Source organism: Vibrio salinus (assembly GCF_021272385.1).
Lineage (GTDB): Bacteria > Pseudomonadota > Gammaproteobacteria > Enterobacterales > Vibrionaceae > Vibrio > Vibrio salinus.
The window spans coordinates 556,951-581,323 of the sequence record NZ_JAJSDZ010000005.1; the positions used below are offsets into that span (position 1 = coordinate 556,951).

22 protein-coding genes and 1 tRNA gene are annotated in these 24,373 nt (G+C 41.6%); 9 read left to right on the forward strand and 14 right to left on the reverse strand.

The window, feature by feature from the left end; genetic code table 11:
• Positions 1 to 27: 27 nt before the first annotated feature.
• The 8 genes from clpX to LRQ06_RS02715 all read right to left on the reverse strand — a co-directional run bounded on the left by clpX (position 28) and on the right by LRQ06_RS02715 (position 10,756).
• Positions 28 to 1,308 (reverse strand): ATP-dependent protease ATP-binding subunit ClpX, encoded by a 1,281-nt coding sequence (clpX, locus tag LRQ06_RS02680; protein ID WP_232764897.1) that lies wholly within the window; start codon positions 1,306 to 1,308, stop codon positions 28 to 30.
• Positions 1,309 to 1,384: 76 nt separating this feature from the next.
• On the reverse strand, positions 1,385 to 2,014 hold the full coding sequence (gene clpP, locus LRQ06_RS02685) for an ATP-dependent Clp endopeptidase proteolytic subunit ClpP (protein WP_232764898.1): 630 nt from the start codon (positions 2,012 to 2,014) through the stop codon (positions 1,385 to 1,387).
• 105 nt (positions 2,015 to 2,119) lie between these two features.
• Positions 2,120 to 3,424: a trigger factor gene (gene tig / locus LRQ06_RS02690; RefSeq protein ID WP_232764899.1), complete on the reverse strand. Its 1,305-nt coding sequence runs from the start codon at positions 3,422 to 3,424 to the stop codon at positions 2,120 to 2,122.
• Positions 3,425 to 3,862: 438 nt separating this feature from the next.
• Complete coding sequence (locus LRQ06_RS02695; RefSeq protein WP_232764900.1) at positions 3,863 to 5,116, reverse strand: ABC transporter substrate-binding protein; 1,254 nt, start codon at positions 5,114 to 5,116, stop codon at positions 3,863 to 3,865.
• A gap of 15 nt (positions 5,117 to 5,131) precedes the next feature.
• The gene (locus LRQ06_RS02700) at positions 5,132 to 6,583 is read right to left on the reverse strand and encodes an ATP-binding protein (protein ID WP_232764901.1); all 1,452 of its coding nucleotides are present in this window, start codon (positions 6,581 to 6,583) and stop codon (positions 5,132 to 5,134) included.
• A gap of 2 nt (positions 6,584 to 6,585) precedes the next feature.
• Complete coding sequence (locus LRQ06_RS02705; protein WP_232764902.1) at positions 6,586 to 7,314, reverse strand: response regulator; 729 nt, start codon at positions 7,312 to 7,314, stop codon at positions 6,586 to 6,588.
• A gap of 44 nt (positions 7,315 to 7,358) precedes the next feature.
• Positions 7,359 to 8,825, reverse strand: coding sequence for a protein adenylyltransferase SelO (locus LRQ06_RS02710; protein ID WP_232764903.1), 1,467 nt, complete (start codon positions 8,823 to 8,825; stop codon positions 7,359 to 7,361).
• 323 nt (positions 8,826 to 9,148) lie between these two features.
• Positions 9,149 to 10,756 (reverse strand): xylulokinase, encoded by a 1,608-nt coding sequence (locus tag LRQ06_RS02715; RefSeq protein ID WP_232764904.1) that lies wholly within the window; start codon positions 10,754 to 10,756, stop codon positions 9,149 to 9,151.
• Between the two features lie 426 nt (positions 10,757 to 11,182).
• Here LRQ06_RS02715 and LRQ06_RS02720 point away from each other — a divergent pair, with 426 nt between their 5' ends.
• From LRQ06_RS02720 to LRQ06_RS02735, 4 genes are all read left to right on the forward strand, one after another.
• On the forward strand, positions 11,183 to 11,770 hold the full coding sequence (locus LRQ06_RS02720; protein WP_232764905.1) for a class I SAM-dependent methyltransferase: 588 nt from the start codon (positions 11,183 to 11,185) through the stop codon (positions 11,768 to 11,770).
• Between the two features lie 78 nt (positions 11,771 to 11,848).
• The gene (locus tag LRQ06_RS02725; protein WP_232764906.1) at positions 11,849 to 12,220 is read left to right on the forward strand and encodes a hypothetical protein; all 372 of its coding nucleotides are present in this window, start codon (positions 11,849 to 11,851) and stop codon (positions 12,218 to 12,220) included.
• A 423-nt stretch (positions 12,221 to 12,643) separates the two neighbouring features.
• Complete coding sequence (locus LRQ06_RS02730) at positions 12,644 to 13,447, forward strand: CHAD domain-containing protein (RefSeq protein WP_232764907.1); 804 nt, start codon at positions 12,644 to 12,646, stop codon at positions 13,445 to 13,447.
• A 91-nt stretch (positions 13,448 to 13,538) separates the two neighbouring features.
• Positions 13,539 to 14,432: a LysR family transcriptional regulator gene (locus LRQ06_RS02735; RefSeq protein WP_232764908.1), complete on the forward strand. Its 894-nt coding sequence runs from the start codon at positions 13,539 to 13,541 to the stop codon at positions 14,430 to 14,432.
• A gap of 37 nt (positions 14,433 to 14,469) precedes the next feature.
• On the opposite strand, the gene LRQ06_RS02740 is transcribed toward LRQ06_RS02735, so the two are convergent.
• Positions 14,470 to 15,387, reverse strand: a complete 918-nt coding sequence (locus LRQ06_RS02740) for an alpha/beta hydrolase (RefSeq protein ID WP_232764909.1) — start codon at positions 15,385 to 15,387, stop codon at positions 14,470 to 14,472.
• A gap of 487 nt (positions 15,388 to 15,874) precedes the next feature.
• On the opposite strand from LRQ06_RS02740, the gene LRQ06_RS02745 reads away from it, so the two are divergent.
• The gene (locus LRQ06_RS02745; RefSeq protein ID WP_232764910.1) at positions 15,875 to 16,753 is read left to right on the forward strand and encodes a DMT family transporter; all 879 of its coding nucleotides are present in this window, start codon (positions 15,875 to 15,877) and stop codon (positions 16,751 to 16,753) included.
• Between the two features lie 167 nt (positions 16,754 to 16,920).
• Here the strand turns inward: LRQ06_RS02745 and LRQ06_RS02750 are convergent.
• Positions 16,921 to 16,997 (reverse strand) — tRNA-Arg (locus LRQ06_RS02750).
• A 201-nt stretch (positions 16,998 to 17,198) separates the two neighbouring features.
• Here LRQ06_RS02750 and folD point away from each other — a divergent pair.
• A complete protein-coding gene (folD, locus tag LRQ06_RS02755; protein WP_232764911.1) occupies positions 17,199 to 18,056 on the forward strand; it encodes a bifunctional methylenetetrahydrofolate dehydrogenase/methenyltetrahydrofolate cyclohydrolase FolD in 858 nt (285 codons plus the stop codon).
• A 67-nt stretch (positions 18,057 to 18,123) separates the two neighbouring features.
• Here folD and LRQ06_RS02760 read toward each other — a convergent pair whose 3' ends face one another.
• Both LRQ06_RS02760 and LRQ06_RS02765 read right to left on the reverse strand, forming a co-directional pair.
• Complete coding sequence (locus tag LRQ06_RS02760) at positions 18,124 to 19,095, reverse strand: lytic murein transglycosylase (protein ID WP_232764912.1); 972 nt, start codon at positions 19,093 to 19,095, stop codon at positions 18,124 to 18,126.
• A gap of 42 nt (positions 19,096 to 19,137) precedes the next feature.
• Positions 19,138 to 19,410: a YcgL domain-containing protein gene (locus LRQ06_RS02765; protein ID WP_232764913.1), complete on the reverse strand. Its 273-nt coding sequence runs from the start codon at positions 19,408 to 19,410 to the stop codon at positions 19,138 to 19,140.
• 191 nt (positions 19,411 to 19,601) lie between these two features.
• Between LRQ06_RS02765 and minC the strand changes: the two genes are divergently transcribed.
• Genes minC through minE form a run of 3 tightly spaced genes read left to right on the forward strand, consistent with a single transcriptional unit; the run spans position 19,602 to position 21,395 of the window.
• Positions 19,602 to 20,291, forward strand: a complete 690-nt coding sequence (minC, locus tag LRQ06_RS02770) for a septum site-determining protein MinC (protein WP_232764914.1) — start codon at positions 19,602 to 19,604, stop codon at positions 20,289 to 20,291.
• A gap of 18 nt (positions 20,292 to 20,309) precedes the next feature.
• Positions 20,310 to 21,122, forward strand: a complete 813-nt coding sequence (gene minD / locus LRQ06_RS02775) for a septum site-determining protein MinD (protein ID WP_232764915.1) — start codon at positions 20,310 to 20,312, stop codon at positions 21,120 to 21,122.
• Positions 21,123 to 21,131: 9 nt separating this feature from the next.
• Complete coding sequence (gene minE, locus LRQ06_RS02780; protein ID WP_232764916.1) at positions 21,132 to 21,395, forward strand: cell division topological specificity factor MinE; 264 nt, start codon at positions 21,132 to 21,134, stop codon at positions 21,393 to 21,395.
• 74 nt (positions 21,396 to 21,469) lie between these two features.
• Here minE and rnd read toward each other — a convergent pair whose 3' ends face one another.
• Together rnd and fadD are read right to left on the reverse strand one after the other, a co-directional pair.
• A complete protein-coding gene (gene rnd / locus LRQ06_RS02785) occupies positions 21,470 to 22,597 on the reverse strand; it encodes a ribonuclease D (RefSeq protein ID WP_232764917.1) in 1,128 nt (375 codons plus the stop codon).
• A gap of 10 nt (positions 22,598 to 22,607) precedes the next feature.
• Positions 22,608 to 24,341, reverse strand: a complete 1,734-nt coding sequence (gene fadD, locus LRQ06_RS02790) for a long-chain-fatty-acid--CoA ligase FadD (RefSeq protein WP_232764918.1) — start codon at positions 24,339 to 24,341, stop codon at positions 22,608 to 22,610.
• Positions 24,342 to 24,373: the final 32 nt, after the last annotated feature.

Below are 24,373 nucleotides of genomic sequence, written 5' to 3' on the forward strand. Positions count from 1 at the left end.
ATTCCTCCTTAATAAATTTTTGTACAACTATTCAGCACCAGCGGCCTGACTTTCATTGCCTGAGTATATAAGAAGTGGTTTTGATTCACCATTGATAACGGTTTCATCAATGACCACTTTGCTTACGTTTTCAACAGAAGGCAACTCATACATAGTTTCAAGAAGAACACCTTCCAGAATGGAACGTAGCCCCCGTGCACCGGTTTTCCGTTCCATGGCTTTTTGAGCAATGGCTTTTAGCGCATCTTCTCTGAATTCTAATTCTGCATCTTCAAGCTCAAATAATGCCGCATACTGTTTCGTCAACGCATTTTTTGGCTCACACAAAATCTGAATTAAAGCATCTTGATCCAGTTCCGTTAACGTTGCCGTTACCGGTAAACGCCCAATGAATTCTGGGATTAATCCATATTTCACCAAGTCTTCCGGTTCTACCTTACTAAAGAGTTCACCGATAGTCTTTGATTCTGCTCTGGACCGAACCTCCGCACCGAAGCCAATACCTGTACCAGTTGCAACACGTTGATCAATCACTTTGTCCAGACCGGCAAACGCCCCACCACAAACAAACAATATCTTAGACGTATCGACCTGTAAGAATTCTTGTTGTGGGTGCTTACGACCACCTTGCGGCGGAACAGAGGCAACCGTTCCTTCAATTAATTTAAGCAACGCCTGCTGAACACCTTCACCAGACACATCTCGTGTAATAGAAGGATTCTCTGATTTGCGAGAAATCTTATCTATTTCATCAATATAGACGATACCACGTTCCGCTTTTGCAACATCGTAATCACACTTCTGAAGAAGTTTCTGAATGATATTCTCAACATCTTCACCAACATAACCCGCTTCTGTTAATGTTGTCGCATCGGCCATGGTAAACGGGACATCAAGAAAACGGGCAAGAGTCTCTGCAAGCAGCGTTTTACCACTACCAGTAGGACCAATAAGCAAAATATTACTTTTACCCAGCTCTACTCCGTCACTCGTTTTATCTCCATTCCGCAACCGCTTATAGTGATTATAAACAGCAACTGCGAGCACTTTTTTCGCATGATCTTGGCCAATCACATAATCGTCCAGATGCTCCCGAATCTCTCTTGGCGTTGGTAACGCTGTTGATTCTTTCTTAGGAAGTACATCTTTGATTTCTTCCCGAATGATGTCATTACACAAATCGACACATTCGTCACAAATATAGACTGATGGCCCTGCGATCAGTTTGCGAACTTCGTGCTGGCTTTTGCCACAGAAAGAACAGTACAACAGTTTACTACTACCGTTCTCTTTGCTTTTATCTGTCATCCGCTAACCTCTTAGCTTACACTCATACACTGAGTTTATAACAATTCAAACTAAATTGCGTCACTCTATTTCAAATCTATTTATCATCTCTATGAGTTAAAACAGCATCAACCAAACCATAATCAGCTGCTTCTTGTGCTGACATAAAGTTATCACGATCAGTATCACGTTCAATAACTTCCAATGGCTGACCTGTATGCTCTGCGAGCAATTTATTCAGCTTTTGCTTAATGCTCAGTATTTCCTGAGCATGAATCTGAATATCAGATGCCTGTCCCTGAAATCCACCCAGTGGCTGGTGAATCATTACCCGGGAATTCGGTAATGAGAAACGTTTACCCGCAGCACCACCTGCTAATAAAAACGCCCCCATAGAACACGCCTGCCCCATACACACTGTACTAACATCAGGTTTGATATACTGCATAGTATCATAAATTGACATGCCTGCTGTGACACTTCCACCAGGAGAGTTAATGTACAGGAAAATATCTTTATCTGGATTTTCAGATTCAAGGAAAAGTAACTGGGCAGTCACCAGATTAGCCATATGATCTTCTACCTGACCGGTAAGAAAAATAACTCGCTCTTTTAATAATCGAGAATAAATATCGTAAGAACGCTCACCGCGTGAGGTTTGCTCTACCACCATTGGCACTAAAGCATCGATAATTGGTGACATCGCATTTTTTTCTTGGTAGCTCATATTCTTATGTCCCTAAAATAAATGGCCCGGATGATGGGTATCATACGGACCATTGTTAGCAGAATAAGTGACTTAAAGTCAACCTTCTACGCTACATATTGCTTATTATGCCGCAGGTTGAGAATTCATTAAGTCGTTAAACTTCATCTCTTTTTCTGATACTTTTGCTTTTTCCAGAAGGGCATCAACAGCCTGTTCTTCCAGAGCAACGTTACGCATGTTTTCCATTAACTGTTTGTTTTGCTCGTAATAAGCAACCACTTCAGATGGGTCTTCATAAGCAGACGCCATGTCTTCAATTAATGCTTTTACTTTTTCGTCATCGGCTTTGATTTCTTCAGACTTGATCACTTCACCAAGAAGAAGACCAACAACAACACGACGTTTTGCCTGCTCTTCAAACAATTCGTTTGGTAGCTGAGCAGCCGCTTCAGGATTTCCACCAAAACGTTGTGCAGCCTGCTGACGAAGAGTATCAATTTCTTGTTCAACAAGAGCAGCAGGAACATCTATTTCGTTTTCTTTTACTAAACCGTCAATAGCCTGAGTCTTGATATTCTGTTTCACAGCCTGAGTTAGTTCGCGTTCCATATTTTTACGAACTTCAGCTTTAAGAGCCTCAACACCACCTTCAGAAACGCCGAAACGAGCAACAAACTCATCATTGATTTCCGGTAGCTCCTGAACTTCAACTTTATTCACTTTAATTGAGAACGTTGCAGATTTACCTTTCAGGTTTTCAGCGTGATAATCTTCCGGGAAATTCACATCAATATCGAATTCAGCACCCGCTTCTTTTCCTGCAATTCCATCTTCAAAGCCAGGGATCATACGGCCCTGACCCATTTCCAGGTTGAAGTTTTCAGCTTTTCCGCCTTCGAACTCTTCGCCATCAATACGGCCAAGGAAATCAATATTTACACGAGTGCCATTTTCAGCAGCCTGTTCTGCGTCTTTCCAGGTTGCCTGTTGTTTACGAAGTGTTTCCAGCATTTCTTCCACATCTTCGTCTTTTACTGTCACTGCTGGTTTCTCAACAACAATATTTTCCAGACCTTTCAGTTCAACTTCCGGATATACTTCAAACGTTGCTGTGAAAACAAGGTCTTTACCTTCTTCGCTTTCTACAGGAGCAAAAGTTGGCGCGCCTGCCGGATTGATTTTTTCTTTAACGATAGATTCGATAAAGTGACGTTGCATTACTTCGCCCAGAACGTCCTGACGTACAGATTTACCATACATTTTCGCAACCATTTTCAAAGGTACTTTACCTTTACGGAAACCATCGAAACGACGGTTTTTTGCGATGTTGCGTAGTTCAGCTGTTACAGCATCTTCGATGTTAGCAGCAGGAACAGTAATATTCAGACGGCGCTCTAAGCCTTCTAGCGTTTCAACAGTAACTTGCATTGTATATAAACCTCAAAACTCGCTCATATAAATGTGAGCATCATGAGCCTTAGTCATCACTTAACTAAAGCCTCATCCATGTGTGTACCATAAGGTACTCAATTATGATTTTTTAACTCGCCCTCAAAACATAAAATGCAATTCAATTTCGATTACAATTACGCTTGCGAACGATGACAAATCGTCTTCAGACAAATTTCCAGACGCGACATTCTAACGACCAATAACCCACCTGTCGAGCATAAGGCGGCTCTGAGGCGAATCTATAAGCGATATTACTCAAAAAGTCGAAATATACAGGAAATAAAAACTCATATTGATAGCAAATGGGGACATTATCGATTTTTTCAAGATGATCGAGCTATTTTTTTACCTGTAATCTGAAAAAGAGATCTGGCTCTTATTTTCATCATCCCATCAATTTAAAGAACGGGGTAACTACATGGCCGCCTGAACTGCTTTCGCCAAGCGATATGCCCCCAATTCCGGTTTGGAATCCGGATCATGGAAGTAACTGGAAATCACATCGTACATCGCTCGTTCGACATAGCTTGTGGTTGCCATACCATGGGCCATACTTGGTACCAGGGTATGCAATTTTGCTGCCTGAATAAAATCCTTATGAGACTGCAAAGCACACTGATCAAAGCCTTTCAGACTGACATCAGTTCGGACGGGAATTGACCCTTTGTTAAGGTTAAATATACGTTGAAAGTCCGGGGTCAGAACTGTTGCTGCCAGTGCTTTCTGGGCATCAATATCATCCGGATTTTCAAGCTGAAAAAAGATAAAACTATCTACGTTATAAATATAAGCGCCAGCCGTCCCAAACGCTGGCGTACAACCATAATCCGTTCCCACTTTCTTATTGAAGGAAGAAAGCTCGCCTTTTACCCAGTCACCCATAACCTGCATCGCGGCCTGACCACTGGCTATCAGTGATGATGTCCGATTCCAGTTTCTTCCCCGGGAATTTAAATCCACATAGTGAGAAAGCCGTTTAAACTGGCGAAAGACCTCAACCATTTCGGGACTATTTAATAATGATAAGTCGAGGTCTACAAAAGCCTTTTGGTAGTCTTTCACACCTAAAATATCTAAAGCGACCACCTCAAACAAAGTGGCATCCTGCCAGGGTTCCCCGCCGTGAGCAAGAGGTATAATACCTTTGGCCTTCAGAACATCTGCCACTTCAAAAAACTGTTTTAGTGTACGGGGAACCGTGAGGTGATACTTTTTGAAAATTTTAGTGTTTACCCACATCCAGTTAACCCGGTGAATATTAAACGGAACAGCAACATACTGGCCTTTCCATTTCATGGTATTGGAAATCAGAGGCGGTAATATGTGATCCCAATGCTCCCTGCTGGCGACAGAATTCATATTTGCCAGCAATCCGAGACTTGCCCATTCCTGAATGTCCGGACCTTTAATTTGTGCAGCAGAAGGCGGATTCCCGGATATGGCACGGGTAGCCAATACCGTCATCGCACTTTCACCTCCCCCCCCTTCAATGGCAAAATCTTTCCAGATATATCCCTGTTGTTTTAACTTGGCTTTAAGCACATCTATTGCTTTTCCTTCACTTCCGGACGTCCACCAGTGAAGCACTTCGACTTCTCCTGCCTGTGCACGACCGAATAAGAGAATGCTCAATACAATCAGATAAATTATGCGCTTAAATGGCCTCATTATTTCTTTCCATTATTACGACATGTTCGGCAGCTTAATCATTACTTTAAGACCGCCTGATTCAAGATTAGACAGTTCAATACTGCCACCATGGCCATGAATGATACTGCGACAAATACCTAACCCTAGCCCATGCCCGGAATCGTCTTTTGCAATACGGTAATAAGGCTCGAATACTGATTCCAGCTTTGAATTTTCAATTCCCGGGCCTTTATCAGCAAATGAAAGATAAACCCAATCCTCATCTTTTCCCAACAGAATATCTACGTGCTCACCATATTTGACACCATTTTCTATCAAATTCGCGCAAGCCCGCCGGATCGCGAGTGGTTTTCCAATGATGCTTACTTCTGTATCGCAGTAAAAGAAAACTCTTTGGGCGTCGATATTATAAGCGTCGGCAATCGACTGAATTTCACTCACCAAATCAATCGGGGCATCGTTTTCATGCAGGTCCGTATCTCTGAGACACTGTAATGCGCCTTTGACCATCATTTCAAGATCATCTAAGTCATGGTTAAACTTGGTTCTTTTCGTATCATCATCAAGCAATTCAGCCCTTAATCTTAACCTTGTGATAGGGGTTTTCAAATCATGAGAGATGGACGAAAACAGCTGTTCTCGATCAGAAATATAACGTCGAATTCGTAACTGCATCCGGTTAAACGCCCGTGTTGCAATGACAACTTCCTCTGCGCCTTCTTCCACTAACAATTTTGGTTCATCAACCATGCTCATTTCATTAGCTGCCCGGGCAAGGTTATTCAACGGCCGGACCTGTTTTCTCATCAGGAAGAAAGTCAGCATCAACAGAAGAATGGTAGACATAATCAAAGAGAAAAGCTGCTCTTTATTAATAAACGGAATATTCAGATTGATATAAGGAGAAGGTAATAAAGACGCAATATAGATCCATTCATCCGGTTTAAGCTCAATCTGCACAACCAGAACAGGAGGATTCAGTGGTTCTAACGTCAATGTCTGATAAGCCCATGACTTTGGCAGATCAGAAAGAAAAATATCATTTTTTATTAAACGTAGCCGCTCCGGCTTAGAAAAATCCACATGTATTGATTGAACATTATTCAGTTTATGTTTCAGAACATCCTTTACGGTGTGAACAGAAGCCCTCTTAAGCGAAGAATCCGGTACTGGTTCTACAATCAGTTTTTCTTTATTAATCGAAACGAAAAAACGGGTTCCCCCCATGTTTCTCACCTGATCAAGGATAATATGCCGGTACCGGACAGGAAGTGACTGAAAGAACGTTACCGTTGAGGCAAACATTCCGGCCATATTTGAAGAAACAGACTGAATACCTTCAACCTGCTGAAGTTTTGCATCCCGGTACATTACGGTCATAACAATACCCTGAGCACAGATTACCGCAGCCAGAGTTAACAACAAAGTTCGGTTAACCAAAAAATTAGGGTTAAAGACGTGCAGTATCTTAAATTTAGAAAGCATCGTTATCGTTCATAACTCACAGGAACCGCCAGAATATAGCCGCTGCCTCTCATCGTCTTTATGTAAACAGGGAAGTCCTTACTGTTACCCAACCGTTGTCTCAACCGGCTAATCTGGACATCAATACCACGCTCAGTCGGTAGTGCTTCCCGACCCCGGGTTGTATAGGATATGGTATTTTTATCCAATACTTCTTTAGGATGCGTAAGAAACAGAATAAGCAGTGAAAACTCACCGCCTGATAACGAATAACTTTCTTTTGATACGCTATGAGTAATAACTTGTGACAGTGTATCTAATACCCAGTCACCAAAAATAATCTGCTTCGGCAGTTCAATCTCACGCTTGTCACTCATTAACTGAACCCGGCGCAACACCGCCGTCATTCTGGCAATTAACTGCCTTGGATTAAACGGTTTAGCAATGTAATCATCTGCCCCTATTTCCAACCCTTCAATTTGATCCGCCTCATCCGACACAGCAGTCAGCATAATAATGGGAACCAATGAGTTTTCTCTGATTTTCTTGCACAAATGAAAACCATTTGAGTCCGGTAACATAACATCAAGCAACACTAAATTCGGCTCTTCATTATGCTCTAAATAATGAAACAGCGACTTCCCGTCAGCTACAACATCAACAAAAAAACCGGCCTGAGTCAGATACTCTTGTAATAATTCACATATATCAGGATCATCATCAACAACCAGAACCCGAGCATTTAACACCATCTGAAACCCTTTGCTTTTTGTTACGTACACATCTGCCAGTACGGCTATGACGAACAACTGATCTCAAGATGCTTTCCCCACTCAGGAGGAAGTTTGGCATAATCTTCAAACTCAGGCTGTTCATCATAAGGATGAGACAATACCTTGAGCAGATTATGAATTTCTGTGTAATCACCCTGTTCGGCTGCCTGAATGGCTTGTTGGGCAAGATAGTTTCTCAGAATATACTTAGGGTTCACACTCCTCATTTGCTGACATCTTAACTCAGCAGAAACAACGAACCCATTGGAATCAACTTCTTGCTCACAGCGCAGAATATACCTTTTTATCCATTGCTCTGCACTGATACGATCCACAAATAAGTCAATAACTTTATCAATAGGTTGACAATCCAATGATGAAAGCGTTCGAAAAAAAACGCAATAGTCAACACGGTTACTCTCCAGCAATTCCAGAGCATGTTGAAATAGGCCGCTGTCACCTTTCATGCTCATCATTAATCCAAACTTTCGTCTCATTAACTGACTGTATTTCTCATTCAATATGTGCTCATAGGAAGCCAGACTTTCTTCCAGTTCACCGCTATCAATAAGTGGTGATAGAGCATGAGCAAGTGCAGTAAGATTCCAGAGAGCGATCTGAGGCTGACGATTGAATGCATACCGTCCTTCATAATCAGAATGATTACAAATGAAACCGGAATGATATTCATCCATAAAAGCATACGGTCCGAAATCAAAGGTTTCACCCACAATAGACATATTGTCAGTATTCATTACACCATGACAAAAGCCATACGCCTGCCAAAACGCAATCATTGATGCAGTTCGTCTGATAACTTCCCCAAACATGTTCAGATAGGGGTTTTCCTGATGTTGGCATTGGGGAAAATACCAATTCATAACTTTATCGGTAAGAAGACGCAAATCATCATATTTCTGCGTATAAAACAAATGCTCAAAATGACCGAATCTGACATGCGTTTTGGCGATGCGTAACAGGAATGCGCCGGTTTCAGCCGTTTCCCGGTAAACTGTCGTATCGCTACCAATCATCCCCAGAGATCGGGTGGTTGGGATTCCTAAAAAATGCAGAGCTTCACTACACAAGTACTCCCTAATAGTAGAGCGTAATACGGCCCGTCCGTCTCCCATCCGGGAATAAGGCGTCGTTCCAGCGCCTTTAAGGTGTAAGTCCCATATGTCTCCAGCGATGTCTTCAATTTCCGTGAGCAGAAGCCCTCGCCCATCGCCTAGATCCGGATTATAAAAACCAAACTGATGACCTGCATATTTCATTGCCAAAGGAGAAAAGTTCTCCTTTGCTGTTATCCCTGTCAGTTTCTCTAATAAAACATGATCCGGCTGTTCAGGGAAGCGCAACGTCCGGGCAAGAGAGCGATTCCAGACAATCCAGTTCTGATTTAAAAGAGGCTTAACCGACTGTCGTGTATAAAAAGACTCGGGAAGTGACGCATATCGACGATGGGAAATAACTTGATCAAATGACATAACCAGAATTTTTCTCACGAACTAAGAGTGCAGAGTAAAACATTACCAAATACCATAGTAGTTTACTAGGTTATTAAACATTTGATCAAAGTTTACCGCGCCTCACCACAGAGAAACCGGTCAAGGGTCAGGAGTCAGGAGTCAGGAGTCAGGAGTCAGGAGTCAGGAGTCAGGAGTCAGGAGTCAGGAGTCAGGAGTCAGGAGTCAGGAGTCAGGAGTCAGGAAATTGAGTCACAGAAATCACAATCAGGCAACCAAAAAAGAAGTATCAGAATCATTTCTCTTTTGGTCGCACTGAACTTACAAACCGCTCTGCGGCATTTTTAATTTAAATGATCAACCGCGGCACGCTCAATGGGCAAACCGGCTTTGTAACGTTCCATAAAGACTTCAAATCCGTCGACATCTGCCAAATCCGGCTCAATAACGGACTCATTACTGTTATGGAAAACATTCTGATTCAGATAATCTTCCAGACTTTGTCCTTTGTCTTTATCAATGGCATACCTTGCCAACAAAGCAATGCCCCAGGCGCCGCCTTCACCGGCGGTATCCATCACTGCGACCGGCGCATTCACTGCCGCAGCCATAAATCGCTGTCCGACACCTTTGGTTTTGAACAGCCCGCCATGACCCAGCATTTTATCCAACTTAACCTGCTCTTCTTTTAGCAAAATATCCATACCCATTTTCATTGCGCCAAGTGATGTCTGCAGATTAACCCGGATAAAATTTGCCAAATTAAAATTACTTTCAGCTGTTCGGGTAAACAATGGCCTTCCTTCTTCAAAATGCGTCATATGCTCACCCGAAAGATAACCATACGCCAGAAGTCCACCACAATCTTTATCACCTTCCAGTGCTTTATTATACAAAGTGCTGTAAAGCGTATCCATTTCAACATTAAAACCCAAAGATTCTACCGCTTCTTTAAACACTTTAATCCATGAATCAATATTTGAAGAGCAATTATTCGAATGCGCCATGGCAACCAACTTTCCGGTTGGAGTCGTAACTAAATCCAGCTCCTGATGAACTTTTGATAATTCTCTCTCCAGTACTACCATTGCAAAAATGGATGTTCCGGCAGACACATTACCGGTTCTTTCTGCAACACTATTTGTCGCTACCATCCCAGTTCCGGCATCGCCTTCCGGAGGACACAAAACACATCCTGATTCTAACCGACCATCCGGATCAAGCAATTTTGCACCTTCATCCGTTAAATATCCGGCTTCATCCCCCGCTAATAACACCTCTGGCAGAACCTCTTCGATTGCCCAGGGATAGCCATGTTCTTTAATCAGTTCATTAAACCGTGTCTGCATATTCCGGTTAAAATCTTTAATCTCGATATCAACAGGAAACATTCCCGATGCGTCTCCGACACCAAGCACCTTTTTACCGGTAAGCTGCCAGTGAACATATCCGGATAACGTCGTCATAAAATTAAGTTCATTAACATGTGACTCGTTATTCAATATGGCCTGATACAAATGAGCAATACTCCAGCGTTGCGGGATCGGATAGTCAAATGTTTCCATTAAAATTTGAGTGGCATCAAATGTGAAATTATTGCGCCATGTACGAAATGGGACCAGTAATTGCCCCTCTTTGCTGAAAGCCAGATATCCATGCATCATCGCACTGATTCCTAAAGCAGACAGCTTCGTTATCTCAACATCGTATTTTGCTTTAACATCATCAACCATTGTCCTGTAACTTTCCCGGATTCCATTCCAGACATTATTTAGGGAGTAAGTCCAGACACCATCGTGATATTCACTTGACCAGCTATGTCCACCAGTCGCTATTGGATTATTCTGGGTATCAAGAAGTACGGATTTTATCCGTGTAGATCCAAGCTCAATTCCTAAAGTAGCCTGACCATTCAAAATCAGTTCTCTTATTTCTGAGACTGGTAACGTCATATAGATGTGCTCCGTTAACATTGTTTAGCGTTTGGGGTTCAATAAGACGAGTCTGGTTCAAATGATGGCATAGAAAAATTATCGCAACTCTACCCCGGGGAAACCTCAGGCAAACAGAATGACAACACTAAGTTGCCGTAGATTTATATTGTCGCGTCAAAAAAGATAGTTTATATATTATTGATATTATAGGTAGAACATGTGGCGCAGCTAACACTGCTTTAAATTTTTATACACTCGACACAAGCTAACTCTACCTCAACTTAATCAGACTTAGTGTGAAGAATATCGAAGAAATAAACACTGAGCCTCTCACTCATTCGGATAAGTTAACCGACCAACTGAATGGTACAAAAACTGAAATGATTGATACAACAACGTTTAAAATATATATTAGAAAAAACTAAAACAATAGAGTGCAGACAAATGTGGGATAATATTTACGACGTTGACGAATACGTATATGGCCGGTGTGCAAATGATTTTTTGCGAAATAATATCAACATGATACCAAAAGGGAATATACTTTGTCTGGCAGATGGTGAGGGCCGAAATTCTGTTTTTCTGGCAAAGCAGGGATACCATGTTACTGCAGTCGAACTCTCCGCAGTTGCCATCAAGAAAGCCCAAAAGCTAGCCGATGAAAATCATGTTAATATTGAATTCATTCAGGCTGACTTACAGGACTTCAACTTAGGTAAAAGCCGTTGGGATGCCATTGTTTCGATCTTTTGTCATCTTCCGGAAACAATACGCTCATCTCTTCATCAAAGAATAGAACAGTCTTTAAAACCAAATGGTATCTATCTGGCTGAAGCTTACACACCTAAACAGTTGAATTTTAAAACAGGTGGCCCCGCAAATATCAATATGATGATTTCATCCAAAATCATTAAGCAGGAGCTCCCTGCATTACACTTCCGATTGCTTATGGAAAAAGAACGATATATTCAGGAAGGCATAAAACACAATGGTCCAAGCCACGTAGTACAGGTTATTGCTCAGAAACAATGAGAAATATGAAGAATCTGTAATATTACTCCACCAGATGTTATAGTCAGAACAGTAATTAACATACGGGTAAAAACAGTTTTGACCTCATATTTATTGCCTCAACGCTGGAAAATGACCCTTTTTCTGATTGTCATTGCCATATTATTCAGTGCCGCTTTCGTACCTGCTATCGGTGTAAAAGCGGCCCCCTGGCATATTGAAATTCATTTTCTGACATACGCAATTGTTGGCGTTATTACTTACTGGACATTATCTGAACTCGCGTTCTACTTACTTTATTCCATTATCACAATGATCCCGGTGGCACATGAAATATGCGAAATATGGGGACATCATCATCATCTCGAAATACAAGATATTATTATCAATCTGATTGGTATGGGCACAGGAACTTTTATCGCAATTTTGACCCAAAAAAAAGTAAAACCACTTCTGAGCAGAGAAAAATAACAGATCGACACGGAAAACAACTTAAATATGAATTCGTCCACAATTTAAAAAATTAATTATCCAGTTGGACAGCATATATAAGTAAATGAGAATTTAATCACGGAATTTAATACGTTTGTTTTTTAACCTCTTCTCGTGGAGTTTATAGATTAGCTAATATATCTCCTTAAGGTTCTGAATATTTTCTTTAAAAGCAATGAAAACTCAGAACCTACAGCATGAAACATAACTTTTCGTTATGCAATAAAAGAGTTTTCCCCTCGATCTTTGCTATAACGTACTAATAACCCTAATTACTCCATCTACTAATTAGGGTTTTTTTTGCCCGAAATGTTTCGTTCCCGCCTCCGGCACCTAAATATAAAGACTGAGTGAAAAGATAAACTACACTATTACTGTTAACAATTGATAGCACAAATGAGAATGAAATCAATCAAGCGGTTCATTAATGGGCATCTGGATATCGTACATCTGCAATATTGCAACTTATGCAATCACCAGTCAGATTCCGAAACAATTCATCAAATCAGGGTTTCCATACGTCACCTTAATGCAACCAGATGTATATTGTATAAAACCGATATTTCAGAAAAAAATAAAGAAATACTCAAAAACTATCAGAAGATTTCAAAGCACTTATTTGAAACACTTTCGCACCCCAGAGACCTTGAGGTTCAGATAAGGCTAGCACAATCAATTCAGACGAATCTAGACCATCGACAACCAGATATCACTCTTTATATTGACAAACTACGTAACGAGGAACGAACTCTGACCGGGCATCTTATTAATACGATAAATCAGCAACCCATAGTTCCTGCAATTACAGCACTAAAACAATCGCTAAAATCCTACAAATTCAAAAGAGAATATCTGGTTGAGGAAATTCACCGGCAATACAAAAAGACACGGAAACAACTAAAAGCATCGTTGAATCGGTTGAACACCCATCCTGAGTCTTTCCATAAAACCAGAGTTAAACTAAAAAAATACCGTTACATTCTGGAACTGGAAGCTCATCTTTTTAATAAGAAAAATACTAGGCTAAAAACACTAAAAGCTGCACAAAATAAACTGGGAAATACAAATGACTTATTTATCGCCGCAAAGCTGATGACACAGCATAGTGTTAATTCTGAAGTGATTGAATATACCAAACTGAAATATCAAACCAGCCTGTCTAATACCATTCACTTTCTATTTACCAGGAAAAATCAGTACCTGTAACATCCGAAACTGTTTCTCTGATTTCTTCAGTTATTTTATGATTCAGTGATACTATCTTCCTCAGATTTCCCTCAGAGATGAAACATTGGCAATGAAAGACTGTTTTTCAGCCATTCCGGTTTTTGTCGCTGTTGTCGAATGTGGCAGTTTCTCTTCTGCTGCAATCCGGCTTGGTATGACAAAATCGGCGGTCAGTAAGCGAATATCGGCTTTGGAAGATAACCTGAGTGTCCGGCTGTTCAACCGTACCACCCGGAAACTGACCCTAACCGAACCCGGTGAGCGCTTTTCAGATTACGCAAGAAATGCACTGACCCTTGCCGAAGACGGATTTTCCGAATTATCTGCATATCAGGGAAAACCCAAAGGAACATTAAAAATTAATGCGCCAATGACATTCTCACGCCTTCATCTTGTTCCTCATATTAAGGAGTTTCTTGAAAGTTATCCGGATATTCACATTTCTCTGAGTATGAACGATGCGATTGTCGATATGATAGAAGGCGCATTTGATGTTGGAATACGAATAGGAGAACTGAAAAATTCGTCACTTATCGCCAGAAAACTCTCAGACTGTCAAAGTGTTCTCTGTGCTTCACCAAGCTATATTGCCACAAACAATAAACCACTTCATCCTGAAGAACTATTGAAACATAATTGCATCTATTACAGCTTATTTCAGGCAGGCGTAGAATGGACATTCTACAAAAATAGAAAGCCGTTTAAGGTTGAGCCGAAAGGAAACTTTATCGTTAACAATAGCGATGCCATTGCTGAGGTATTGCTTCAGGGACTGGGTATTGGACAACTGCCGACCTTTATCGTCTCAGATTATCTGGCTAACGGAACGCTGATACCACTGCTTCCTGAATATACACTGCCTGATCATGCGATCTATGCCGTTTATCCGGAAAGAAAGCACCTACCGGAAAAAGTCAGGGTCTTCATTGAATTCATACAAAAAAAACTCAGCACGGAATATTGAGATAATCAATAGAGCTCTCTTTTGCCGGTTTCAGTAATTATCTGAACTTAAGAATTTCAGCTACATGAGTGATGGATTCTTTTGCGGCCTGACTGACCCCTGCCAGTTGGAAAAAACCATGAATGACGCCTAAATATCTCCGACACTGGACATTTACTCCGGCACTAATCAGACGGCGGTATAGCTGTTCGCCCTCATCAACCAAAGGATCAAACTCCGCCGTAAGAATATGAGTTTCGGGAAGCCCCGCCAAATCCGTTCTGAATAGCGGACTGGCTTCCGGATGCGTCTTTTCTGTATCCTGAAAATACATCTCATAACCTGTCATTAACGTATCTTTGGTAATAATGTAATCTCTACCATTGTCCCGGTAACTTTGACCGGATGCAGTAGCATCCAGCATCGGATAGATAAGAATCTGTTTTGCCGGCAGCCAGCCGGAACGTTCTTTTAACCGCAAAGAGGTAACAAGACACAAATGGCCTCCGGCACTATCACCAACCAAGATGATATTCTCCGGGTCGCCCCCCCATTCCTGGCAATGTTTGTGTATCAGTAGCGTAGAAAGGTAAGCATCATCATGGGCTGCAGGATAAATGTTCTCCGGAGCTAAACGGTATTTTACCGCAATAAGAATACAACCAGATTTATTTACCAATGCCCTGAACTGACTGTCGTGAGTATCAAACCCACCACTAACAAAGCAGCCACCGTGAAAATAAACAGCAACAGGAAGCCCTTTTTTATCCGATGGCTTATAAATTCTCAGTGTAATACCATCAATGGTGATTTCCTGAATTTGAAAAACAGCCTCTTTTTCTCCGGCCAGATAAACACTGTCCAGGTATCCCTGACGCCGCTCAGCAATCGTCTGTTCCCTTACCGAAGGGCAACCCGCCGAAATAAAGCCATCGACCAGTTCTCTGATCCCTTGTTCCAAATATCTTATCGTCATAATAATACGTCACCTATCCGGTATTAAGCTGGTTACCCATACAACTGTATACCTATACAGATGCATGAGTGCCCTGTCAATATGAGATTCGCGGTCATATCCCTGGAAGACATTGAAATTAAAAATAAAACATTGATCTTTTATAGTGAATTCTACATGATGACATTGTGCTTTCTCGAAAAACCATTCCCTTATATTAAAGAACGAAACAGGACAGTTATTGCTAATATGAGACCGGGCAATGGTAGTGGGAAAGGCGTCTCTTCAGAAAGTTCAGATATATTACCAGATTTGCATAATGAATATATCAGCCTGTATGCCTGACTACTTGATGTTTCGTGGTTTGAGAAAAGCTTCTTTCGGTAAAGATAAAAGCCATTATTGTTAGTTTAGACAATGCTCTCTGTGCACTAATGCCAGTGATATTTCTATTGCACATATGGGCAAATTCAATGTTCAGATTTTGTAGACAGGAGGTTATAAAATTATGACATTAGATATCAAAGCATTACTCTCACTTCTATTAATTCCTATTTTTTGGGGCGCTGGCTTTCCACTGACACACAACATCGTTTCCAATATCTCACCTTTGGCTTATATTTGGGGAAGAATGGCGATTGCAACGATCGTCATTTTGCCTTTCACATGGCGATTTTTGACAAAAATAGATCGTAATACCGCCGTTATCTGTTTGATACTTGGGTTACTAAGTACAGGCTCTTTGGTTTCACAAGCCATCGCACTCAAAACATTGAACTCAGCGACAACCGCTTTCTGTGTCTCTTTGAATGTTGCTTTCGTTCCTGTTGTACAATTTGTATTTAGAATTAAAAAAAGCAGTAAAGTTGACTCAATTGCTATCATACTCGCTTTAATTGGTACCTGGGTTATATTGGGAAATGATTCAAGTTCAATGACATCGGGATATTTCTGGGGAATATTATCAGCTTTAGCAATAGCCTGCTCAATTGTATTAACAGGCAAGCTTTCTGAAAATATAAAGGTAAACAGAGTGACCCTTGTTTTCTATCAGTTGTTTTTTGGTTCTGCTGTTTTGAGTTGTTCCTTAAGCGGAGGTGATATTCAATCTTTGGGGTCGGCTCCTGTCTTTCTTACCATTTTATTTGTTGGCGTTTTATCGTCAGCATTTTGCCTATTTCTCCAAATCAAATATCAAAACAGAGTGGGAAATATCCAAACAGCCTTGATACTAAATATGGATTTAGTATTTGCAGTGATATTTGGGTTGGTTAACAGTGAGAATGTATCGCCTGAGCAATTAACCGGCGTGATAATTATGTTTTCCGCGATATGTATTGGCCCACTCTTTAGCCTGATGTCAAATAAAAAAGTTGCCGCTTGTTAAGCTAAATTTTATAGATAAAACATCCCGTTGAATCGGGATGTTTTTACCATTTTCGTGTTACTTCATAAAAAGAATGACCTAATAGCCTAACCTAGCCCTTAAATCAATCCTTTTAAGACATACAAAAAAGGCGTTAGCAAGTACTAACTTGCTAACGCCAGAAATAATGGCACGCCCTGCAGGATTCGAACCTGCGACCACCTGCTTAGAAGGCAGGTGCTCTATCCAGCTGAGCTAAGAGCGCGCTACGGGGATGAATTATACGAGTAAAAATAACGAAATCAATCCATTTGTATAATATTATGATTTAAATGCTTAAAAATGGAACAAAACAAAATTGAGTGCCGAAAAACACCTCAAGGCAAACGTTTGCCTGTAGAAGTTAGCTGTAGAATCTGCGACAATGCTCAAAAATTTTCGTTACTTATTTTTCGAAAGGAAAGTCATGACTGCTCAAATCATTGATGGAACTCTGATTTCCAAAACTGTCCGTGCAGAAGTTGCCGGGAAAGTAAAATCCCGCGTTGAATCTGGTCTCAGAGCACCCGGGTTAGCTGTTGTTCTTGTCGGTGAAGATCCGGCATCACAGGTATATGTCGGAAGCAAGCGCCGGGCTTGTGAAGAAGTAGGGTTTGTTTCTAAATCGTATGACCTTCCTGTTACAACATCACAAAATGAATTGCTGTCATTGGTTGACACGCTGAATAATGATCCTGAAATTGATGGTATTCTGGTTCAGTTACCCTTACCTGAAGGGCTGGACTCTACACTCATCCTTGAACGCATCAATCCAGAAAAAGATGTCGACGGCTTCCATCCATACAACGTCGGCCGTCTCGCACAACGTATCCCAAAACTTCGCTCCTGTACCCCTAAAGGGATCATTACTCTGCTGGAGCGTTACAATGTTGATATCAAAGGCAAACACGCAGTAATTGTCGGTGCATCAAACATTGTCGGACGGCCTATGACATTAGAACTGCTGCTTGCCGGGTGTACGACAACAACCTGCCACCGTTTTACCAAAGAGCTGGAATCTCACGTTCGTCAGGCAGATATCGTTGTTGTTGCTGTTGGTAAGGCAAACTTCATCCCCGGAGAGTGGATAAAAAAAGGGGCGGTTGTCATTGATGTCGGTATTAACAGGCAGGAAAATGGTAAATTAATCGGCGATGTCGATTTCGCAAATGCAAAAGAAAAAGCAAGCTTTATTACCCCGGTTCCCGGCGGCGTCGGCCCGATGACTGTTGCAACTCTGATTGAAAACACGTTATTTGCCTGTGAACAGTACCATACAAAATAATCGGTGCTTATAGCAAAAACGAAAAAGGACCGGCTTACGGTCCTTTTTACTTCATATTCATTAGCGTCTACCAGATGATCCGATCCGCCAGATGCGTCACGGCAAGAGCGAAATAATAAGAACGGTTCCACTTCATCAGCACATTGTAGTTATTGTATATCAGATAGACACGTCCACTGGCGTCATCCGGTGCGATCAACCAGGCATCGATGTCTTTTTTTAATTTCGGTAAGGCTCGGCCATCATACCGGGTTACTCCCAGTTGACTCCACTGCGTCAATGTTCTTTGCTTGCCCTTTTTCCGCCCTTCCAACGTCATATCAAAATGTTTTGGAAGCCGGACCTGACGACCCCACGTATGATGCTGATCCCACCCGGATGTTGCCAGATAATTGGCGGTAGAAGCAAAAACATCAGAAGGGGTATTCCAAATGTCTTTTTTGCCGTCACCGTTACCATCCGCCGCAAATGACAAAAAAGATGAGGGCATAAACTGGCACTGCCCCATCGCACCAGCCCAAGACCCCTTCATTTCACTGGCAGAAATATGTCCCTGATCGATAATTTTTAACGCCGCCATCGTCTCCTTACGGAAAAACGCCTCCCTTCGGCCATCATAAGCTAAAGTGCTCAAAGCATTAATCACCTTGTAGCCACCAGTAAACTTACCGAAATTGCTTTCCACTCCCCAAAGCGCCAAAATATAACGGGGAGAAACACCATACTGTTCACCGATACGAGTCAGTTCTTTATGGTACTTCGTATAGAGTTTTTTTGCTTGCGCGACTTTCCAGTCCGGTACGGCTCTTGGAATATACTCATCCAGAGTCAGTTTCTTTTCCGGCTGATTTTTATCTGCGACAATCGCCCTTGGTTTGTATTCCACATTTGCAAACGCAGCATCGAGTGTTTGGTCAGAAATCCCCTTAGCCTTCGCTTCTTGCTTCAGACCCTGAACATACTCATCAAAACTCACCGGGTTTGAATAAGATGAAAAGCTCAGAAGAATTCCGATACCAACTGACATAATTTTTTTCATTATTCCTCCTAAACACTCAACAATCGTTTGATCAATCGTCTTCTATTGCTTTGCGTTTATTTTTTTAAATTCTTCTAACACATTTTCCGGCTCTGGCGGTAACTGCAAAAAAAAGCCTTGTTCACTGAGAGACTCTTTCACCTTCTGAACGTCAACTCTTGCTAATTTTTTATTATCCAAATTCATTGTCATAGCAAGAACCGGCTTACCAAACATAGACATCAATGCATCAGGAATCTGAGAGAAATCATCTCTCTTCAGGATATACAAATAGGCACCCTCTTTCCTGGTACTCCGGTAAATAGAACAAAGCATAATACGCCTTTTAAAAAATACAGTTTAAACATCGCTAAATATACCGTTACAAAACGTAAATTTAGCGTAAATTTGCGAAGAAAACAGTCAATTAAAAGTAAGATAACTTGCTGACTGCACTCCATGACTATAACATGACACCCCTAGTCACAGGCAATGCCATTTGTAAGCGCCGAGGTTATAAGTTTTCAATGTCAAATACACCTGATTTAAAAGGTAGCAGTTTTACGCTGTCAGTGTTACACCTTACGGACAGTGACATTAATAGTAGTATCGAATTTTTAAAAGAAAAAGTGGCACAAGCTCCTGCCTTCTTCGCTCATGCGCCTGTTGTTATCAATATCTCTCAGGTTTCCGAAGATATTGACTTCAGCCAGCTAAAAAAAGGTCTGTCTCAAACTGGAATTGTACCTGTTGGTGTCACTGGCTCCAAAAATAAAGAAACACAGAGCCGGGCCTCAGAAGCCGGGTTTGCTGTAATGACTGACAGCCAACCTTCAAAGATAAAATCAGCTCCATCTTCAAATCAACCCAAATCCACACCAATGACCCCGACGAAAGTCATCTCTCACCCAATTCGTTCAGGACAACAAATTTACGCTAAAAACTGTGATTTAGTGGTGCTGAATAATGTGAGTGCAGGCGCCGAAGTTATTGCGGATGGTTCTATCCATATATATGGTAGTCTACGGGGAAGAGCAATTGCTGGCGCTAGTGGCCTGCAAGAAGCTAGAATATACTGTCACGACCTGCAAGCCGAGCTTGTCTCTATTGCGGGTAATTACTGGTTAAGTGACCAAATTACAAGTGAATATTGGCATAAGAAAGTGATGCTGAGTTTAGCCAACGAAACACTACACTTCGAAATATTCACAGCTTAAGTTTAATAAGGGAAACAAATGTCACGCATTATTGTTGTTACGTCAGGAAAAGGCGGCGTAGGTAAAACGACGTCGAGCGCAGCTATTGCTTCAGGTCTGGCCCTTAAAGGCAAAAAAACCGCTGTTATCGATTTTGATATAGGATTAAGAAATCTTGATCTGATTATGGGTTGTGAACGCCGGGTCGTTTATGATTTCGTTAATGTAATTAATGGTGAAGCCACTCTGAACCAGGCTCTGATTAAAGACAAACGCTCTGATAATCTTTACATCCTTCCGGCTTCACAAACCCGTGATAAAGATGCATTAAGTAAAGAAGGCGTAAAACGTGTTCTGGATGAACTCAATGAAATGGAATTTGATTTTATTGTCTGTGATTCTCCGGCAGGTATCGAACAAGGTGCGCTTCTGGCTCTCTACTTTGCAGATGAAGCTATTGTTACCACCAACCCGGAAGTCTCTTCAGTTCGCGACTCAGACCGTATTCTTGGTATATTAGACTCGAAATCGTTACGTTCTGAGCTAGGCTTAGAACCAGTTAAACAACATTTGCTGCTAACCCGCTATAGCCCATCAAGAGTCAATCAGGGTGAAATGCTAAGTGTAGAAGATGTTGAAGAAATTCTTCATATTCCTTTAGTCGGTGTGATACCAGAAAGCCAGGCAGTTCTGAACGCGTCCAATAAAGGGGTTCCGGTCATCTTTGACGAGCAGTCAGATGCGGGACAGGCTTATCTTGATGCGGTAGAACGATTATTAGGAAATGAGATTGAATTCCGTTTTCTGACAGAGCCTAAGAAAGGCATCTTCAAACGATTGTTCGGGGGCTAAACATACATAATGTCGTTATTACAATTTTTTCGTTCCAATAAGAAAACTACTGCCAGTCTTGCTAAAGAACGTCTTCAAATCATCGTCGCTGAGCGTCGCAGTCAGGATGATCCTGCGCCCAACTATCTTCCCCAGATGAAAGAAGACATTCTAAAAGTCATTGCTAAGTATGTTGCTATCGATCCGGATATGGTGGAATTATCTCTGGAACATAAGGACGATGACATTTCAGTTCTGGAATTAAATGTTAAACTTCCAGAAGACGAAAAATAATCATCATCCTACTGTTTGATTATAAAAAAGAAATCGGATATCCGATTTCTTTTTTAACACTGTCACACCAATCGTTAACTTCTCGAATTGATCATCCGATCAAGCGCGTCACCCAACAACGCTTTTCTCCAGTTTTTCATCAAATCTGGTACGGACTCAGACGTTCGGTCTGACTTCCAGACCCAACTAATCAACTGGTTCAACTGTTTCTTTGACGCTAAAAATTCCGTGGCCAACCCGGTTTTATCCGAAACCTTTTTTACTTCTTCTTTGAGCTGCTTAAACAAAGGCTTATAACCCGAATAATCATGTATCGGAATAATTAACTCAGGGTAACTATCCTCCGGTAATTTATAACTTTTGGAAACAAGCTGACTGATCGTATTACCATGTCTCCGGATCGACCGGATATCAATGCATACATCTTCCATCCGTTTAGGGTTCACCAGGCCCTGTTTAGAAATGGTCAGCAAGTCCTGCTCTTTGACCACAAAATTCAGGGCCAAATCTCGTTTCACTGCTTCCCTGTAACGCCATGAGGCCAGCAATTTCAACGTCGATAATTGTTTTCGGTTAAGCTGCCATGCCCCTTTTACATCCAGGTAAGCATTATCAATATTGTAGTCAGCAATGCGCTTTTCGGCCTGTTGCTTCGATTCATCAAGAACGGCCTGCTGCCATCCTGCCTGATTGGTCTTCGCTTTCAAATGCTCATAAACCGGGAGCAAATAATAAACGTCTCCGGCCGCATACTCCAGTTGCTTGTCCGTCAGAGGCCTTGCCAACCAGTCAGCCCTTGATTCCGATTTATCCAACTCAACGCCAACAAATTCATTCACCAACACCGCAAATCCGGTTGATAAACCATATCCAAGAAAGGCGGCCATGATCTGAGTATCAACAAAAGGCTCTGGCAAACATCCAAAGCTGTTATAAAAAACTTCCAGATCTTCGCCACAGGCATGCAAGACTTTCAATACAGACGAATCTTGCAACAAATTCACGAAAGCACTCATGTCAGATAACACTAACGGATCGATAAGCGAGACTTCCCGTCCATCATACAGCTGAATTAAACCTAGTTGAGGATAAAAGGTACGAATACGGACAAACTCCGTATCCAGCATGACTACCTCTTGCTCACGAGCCTGTTTACAGACTCGTTCCAACTCGCTGACTTCCTTTATGATGGTATAATTCACAGATGGCTCACTATTCGGTTATTTGCTGAAACGTTTCTAACGGTTCGTTACGATGTCGATTATTCACTTTAAGACTTTTCTCATTTTCTTCCCGTAATACTTTTCTTAAAATTTTACCAACGTTTGATTTTGGTAATTCAGAACGGAACTCAACGAGTTTAGGCACTTTATATCCTGTCAGGTGTTTACGACAATGCTTAATAATGTCTTCTTTTGTCAAATGATTGTGTTTTGCGACAACAAACACTTTGACTGCTTCTCCGGTTATATCACTGGCCTGTCCTATGGCGGCCACCTCCAGAACACTGTCATGCATAGCGATAACATCCTCTATCTCGTTTGGATAGACGTTAAAACCAGACACTAAAATCATATCCTTTTTACGATCAACGATATAAATCATACCCTCTTTATCCATTCTGACGATATCGCCGGTAGAAAGCCAGCCGTCAGAATCAAGCACCTCAACCGTATCTTCGGGTCTGTTCCAGTACCCCTTCATTACTTGTGGTCCCCGAACCTGAAGCTCACCAATCTGATCAAACGGCAAAACGTTACCCTCATCATCCACCAAACGAATATCCGTTGACGGAACCGGAAGGCCAATAGAACCGGAATAATCTTTCGCATCATGAGGATTACCTGTCACTAAAGGAGAGCACTCGGTCAGTCCATAACCTTCAAGCAGGTGAATACCGGTAATATCTTCCCATTTTTCAGCAACAGAACGCTGCACAGACATCCCGCCACCAACAGAAAGATGCAGATTAGAAAAATCCATGTTTCTGAATTCGTCATTGTGTACAAGCGCATTGAACAGGGTATTCACCCCCGTGACAACCGACACCGGATACTTTTGCATCTCTTTAATAAAGCCGGATAAATCCCTGGGATTTGTGATTAACAGGTTTCTTCCACCCATTTCGATAAAGAGTAAGCAATTAACACTCAAAGCAAAAACGTGGTAGAGCGGCAATGCCGTAACGACAAGTTCTCGTCCTTCTTTCAACAAACAACCATAAGCACCTTTGGCCTGGACAACGTTCGCAATCATATTTCTGTGCGTCAGAATAGCACCTTTAGCAACACCGGTTGTTCCTCCGGTATACTGCAAAAATGCAATATCATCTCCCCCGAGGTCGGGTTTGACATATTGCATGCGCCGCCCTTTGCGAAGCGCTTTTCTCATAGATACTGCATGGGGTAAATGATACTTAGGAATCAATCGCTTAACGTATTTTACCGCAAAATCAACCAATGTCCCTTTCGGTTTTAGCAACATCTGCCCCAAACTGGTAATAATAATGTGCTCGACCGGTGTTTTCCTGAGTATTTTCTGCAGTGAACTGGCAAAATTAGAAACAATCACTATTGTCTTAACATCTGCATCCGTTAACTGATGCTGAAGCTCACGTGAGGTGTAGAGTGGATTGACATTTACTGCAATCAGACCAGCTCTTAAAATACCAAACAAAGCGACCGGATACTGGAGCAAATTTGGCATCATCAGAGCAACCCGATCACCTTTCTGCAACCCCAGGTCGTTCTGTAAATAAGCAGCAAAAGCCCGGCTGAGCTCTTCCAGCTTACGGAACGTCATTACCGTTCCCATATTGATAAATGCTGGCTGATCTGCAAATTTATTTACCGCATTTTCAAACATTTCAACCAGAGATGAATACATATCAGGATCAATGTTTTCTGGTACACCACTCGGATAACGGCCAAGCCACAGCTTATCCACTCAGATACTCCTCGTAAAAATATAATTGTGCT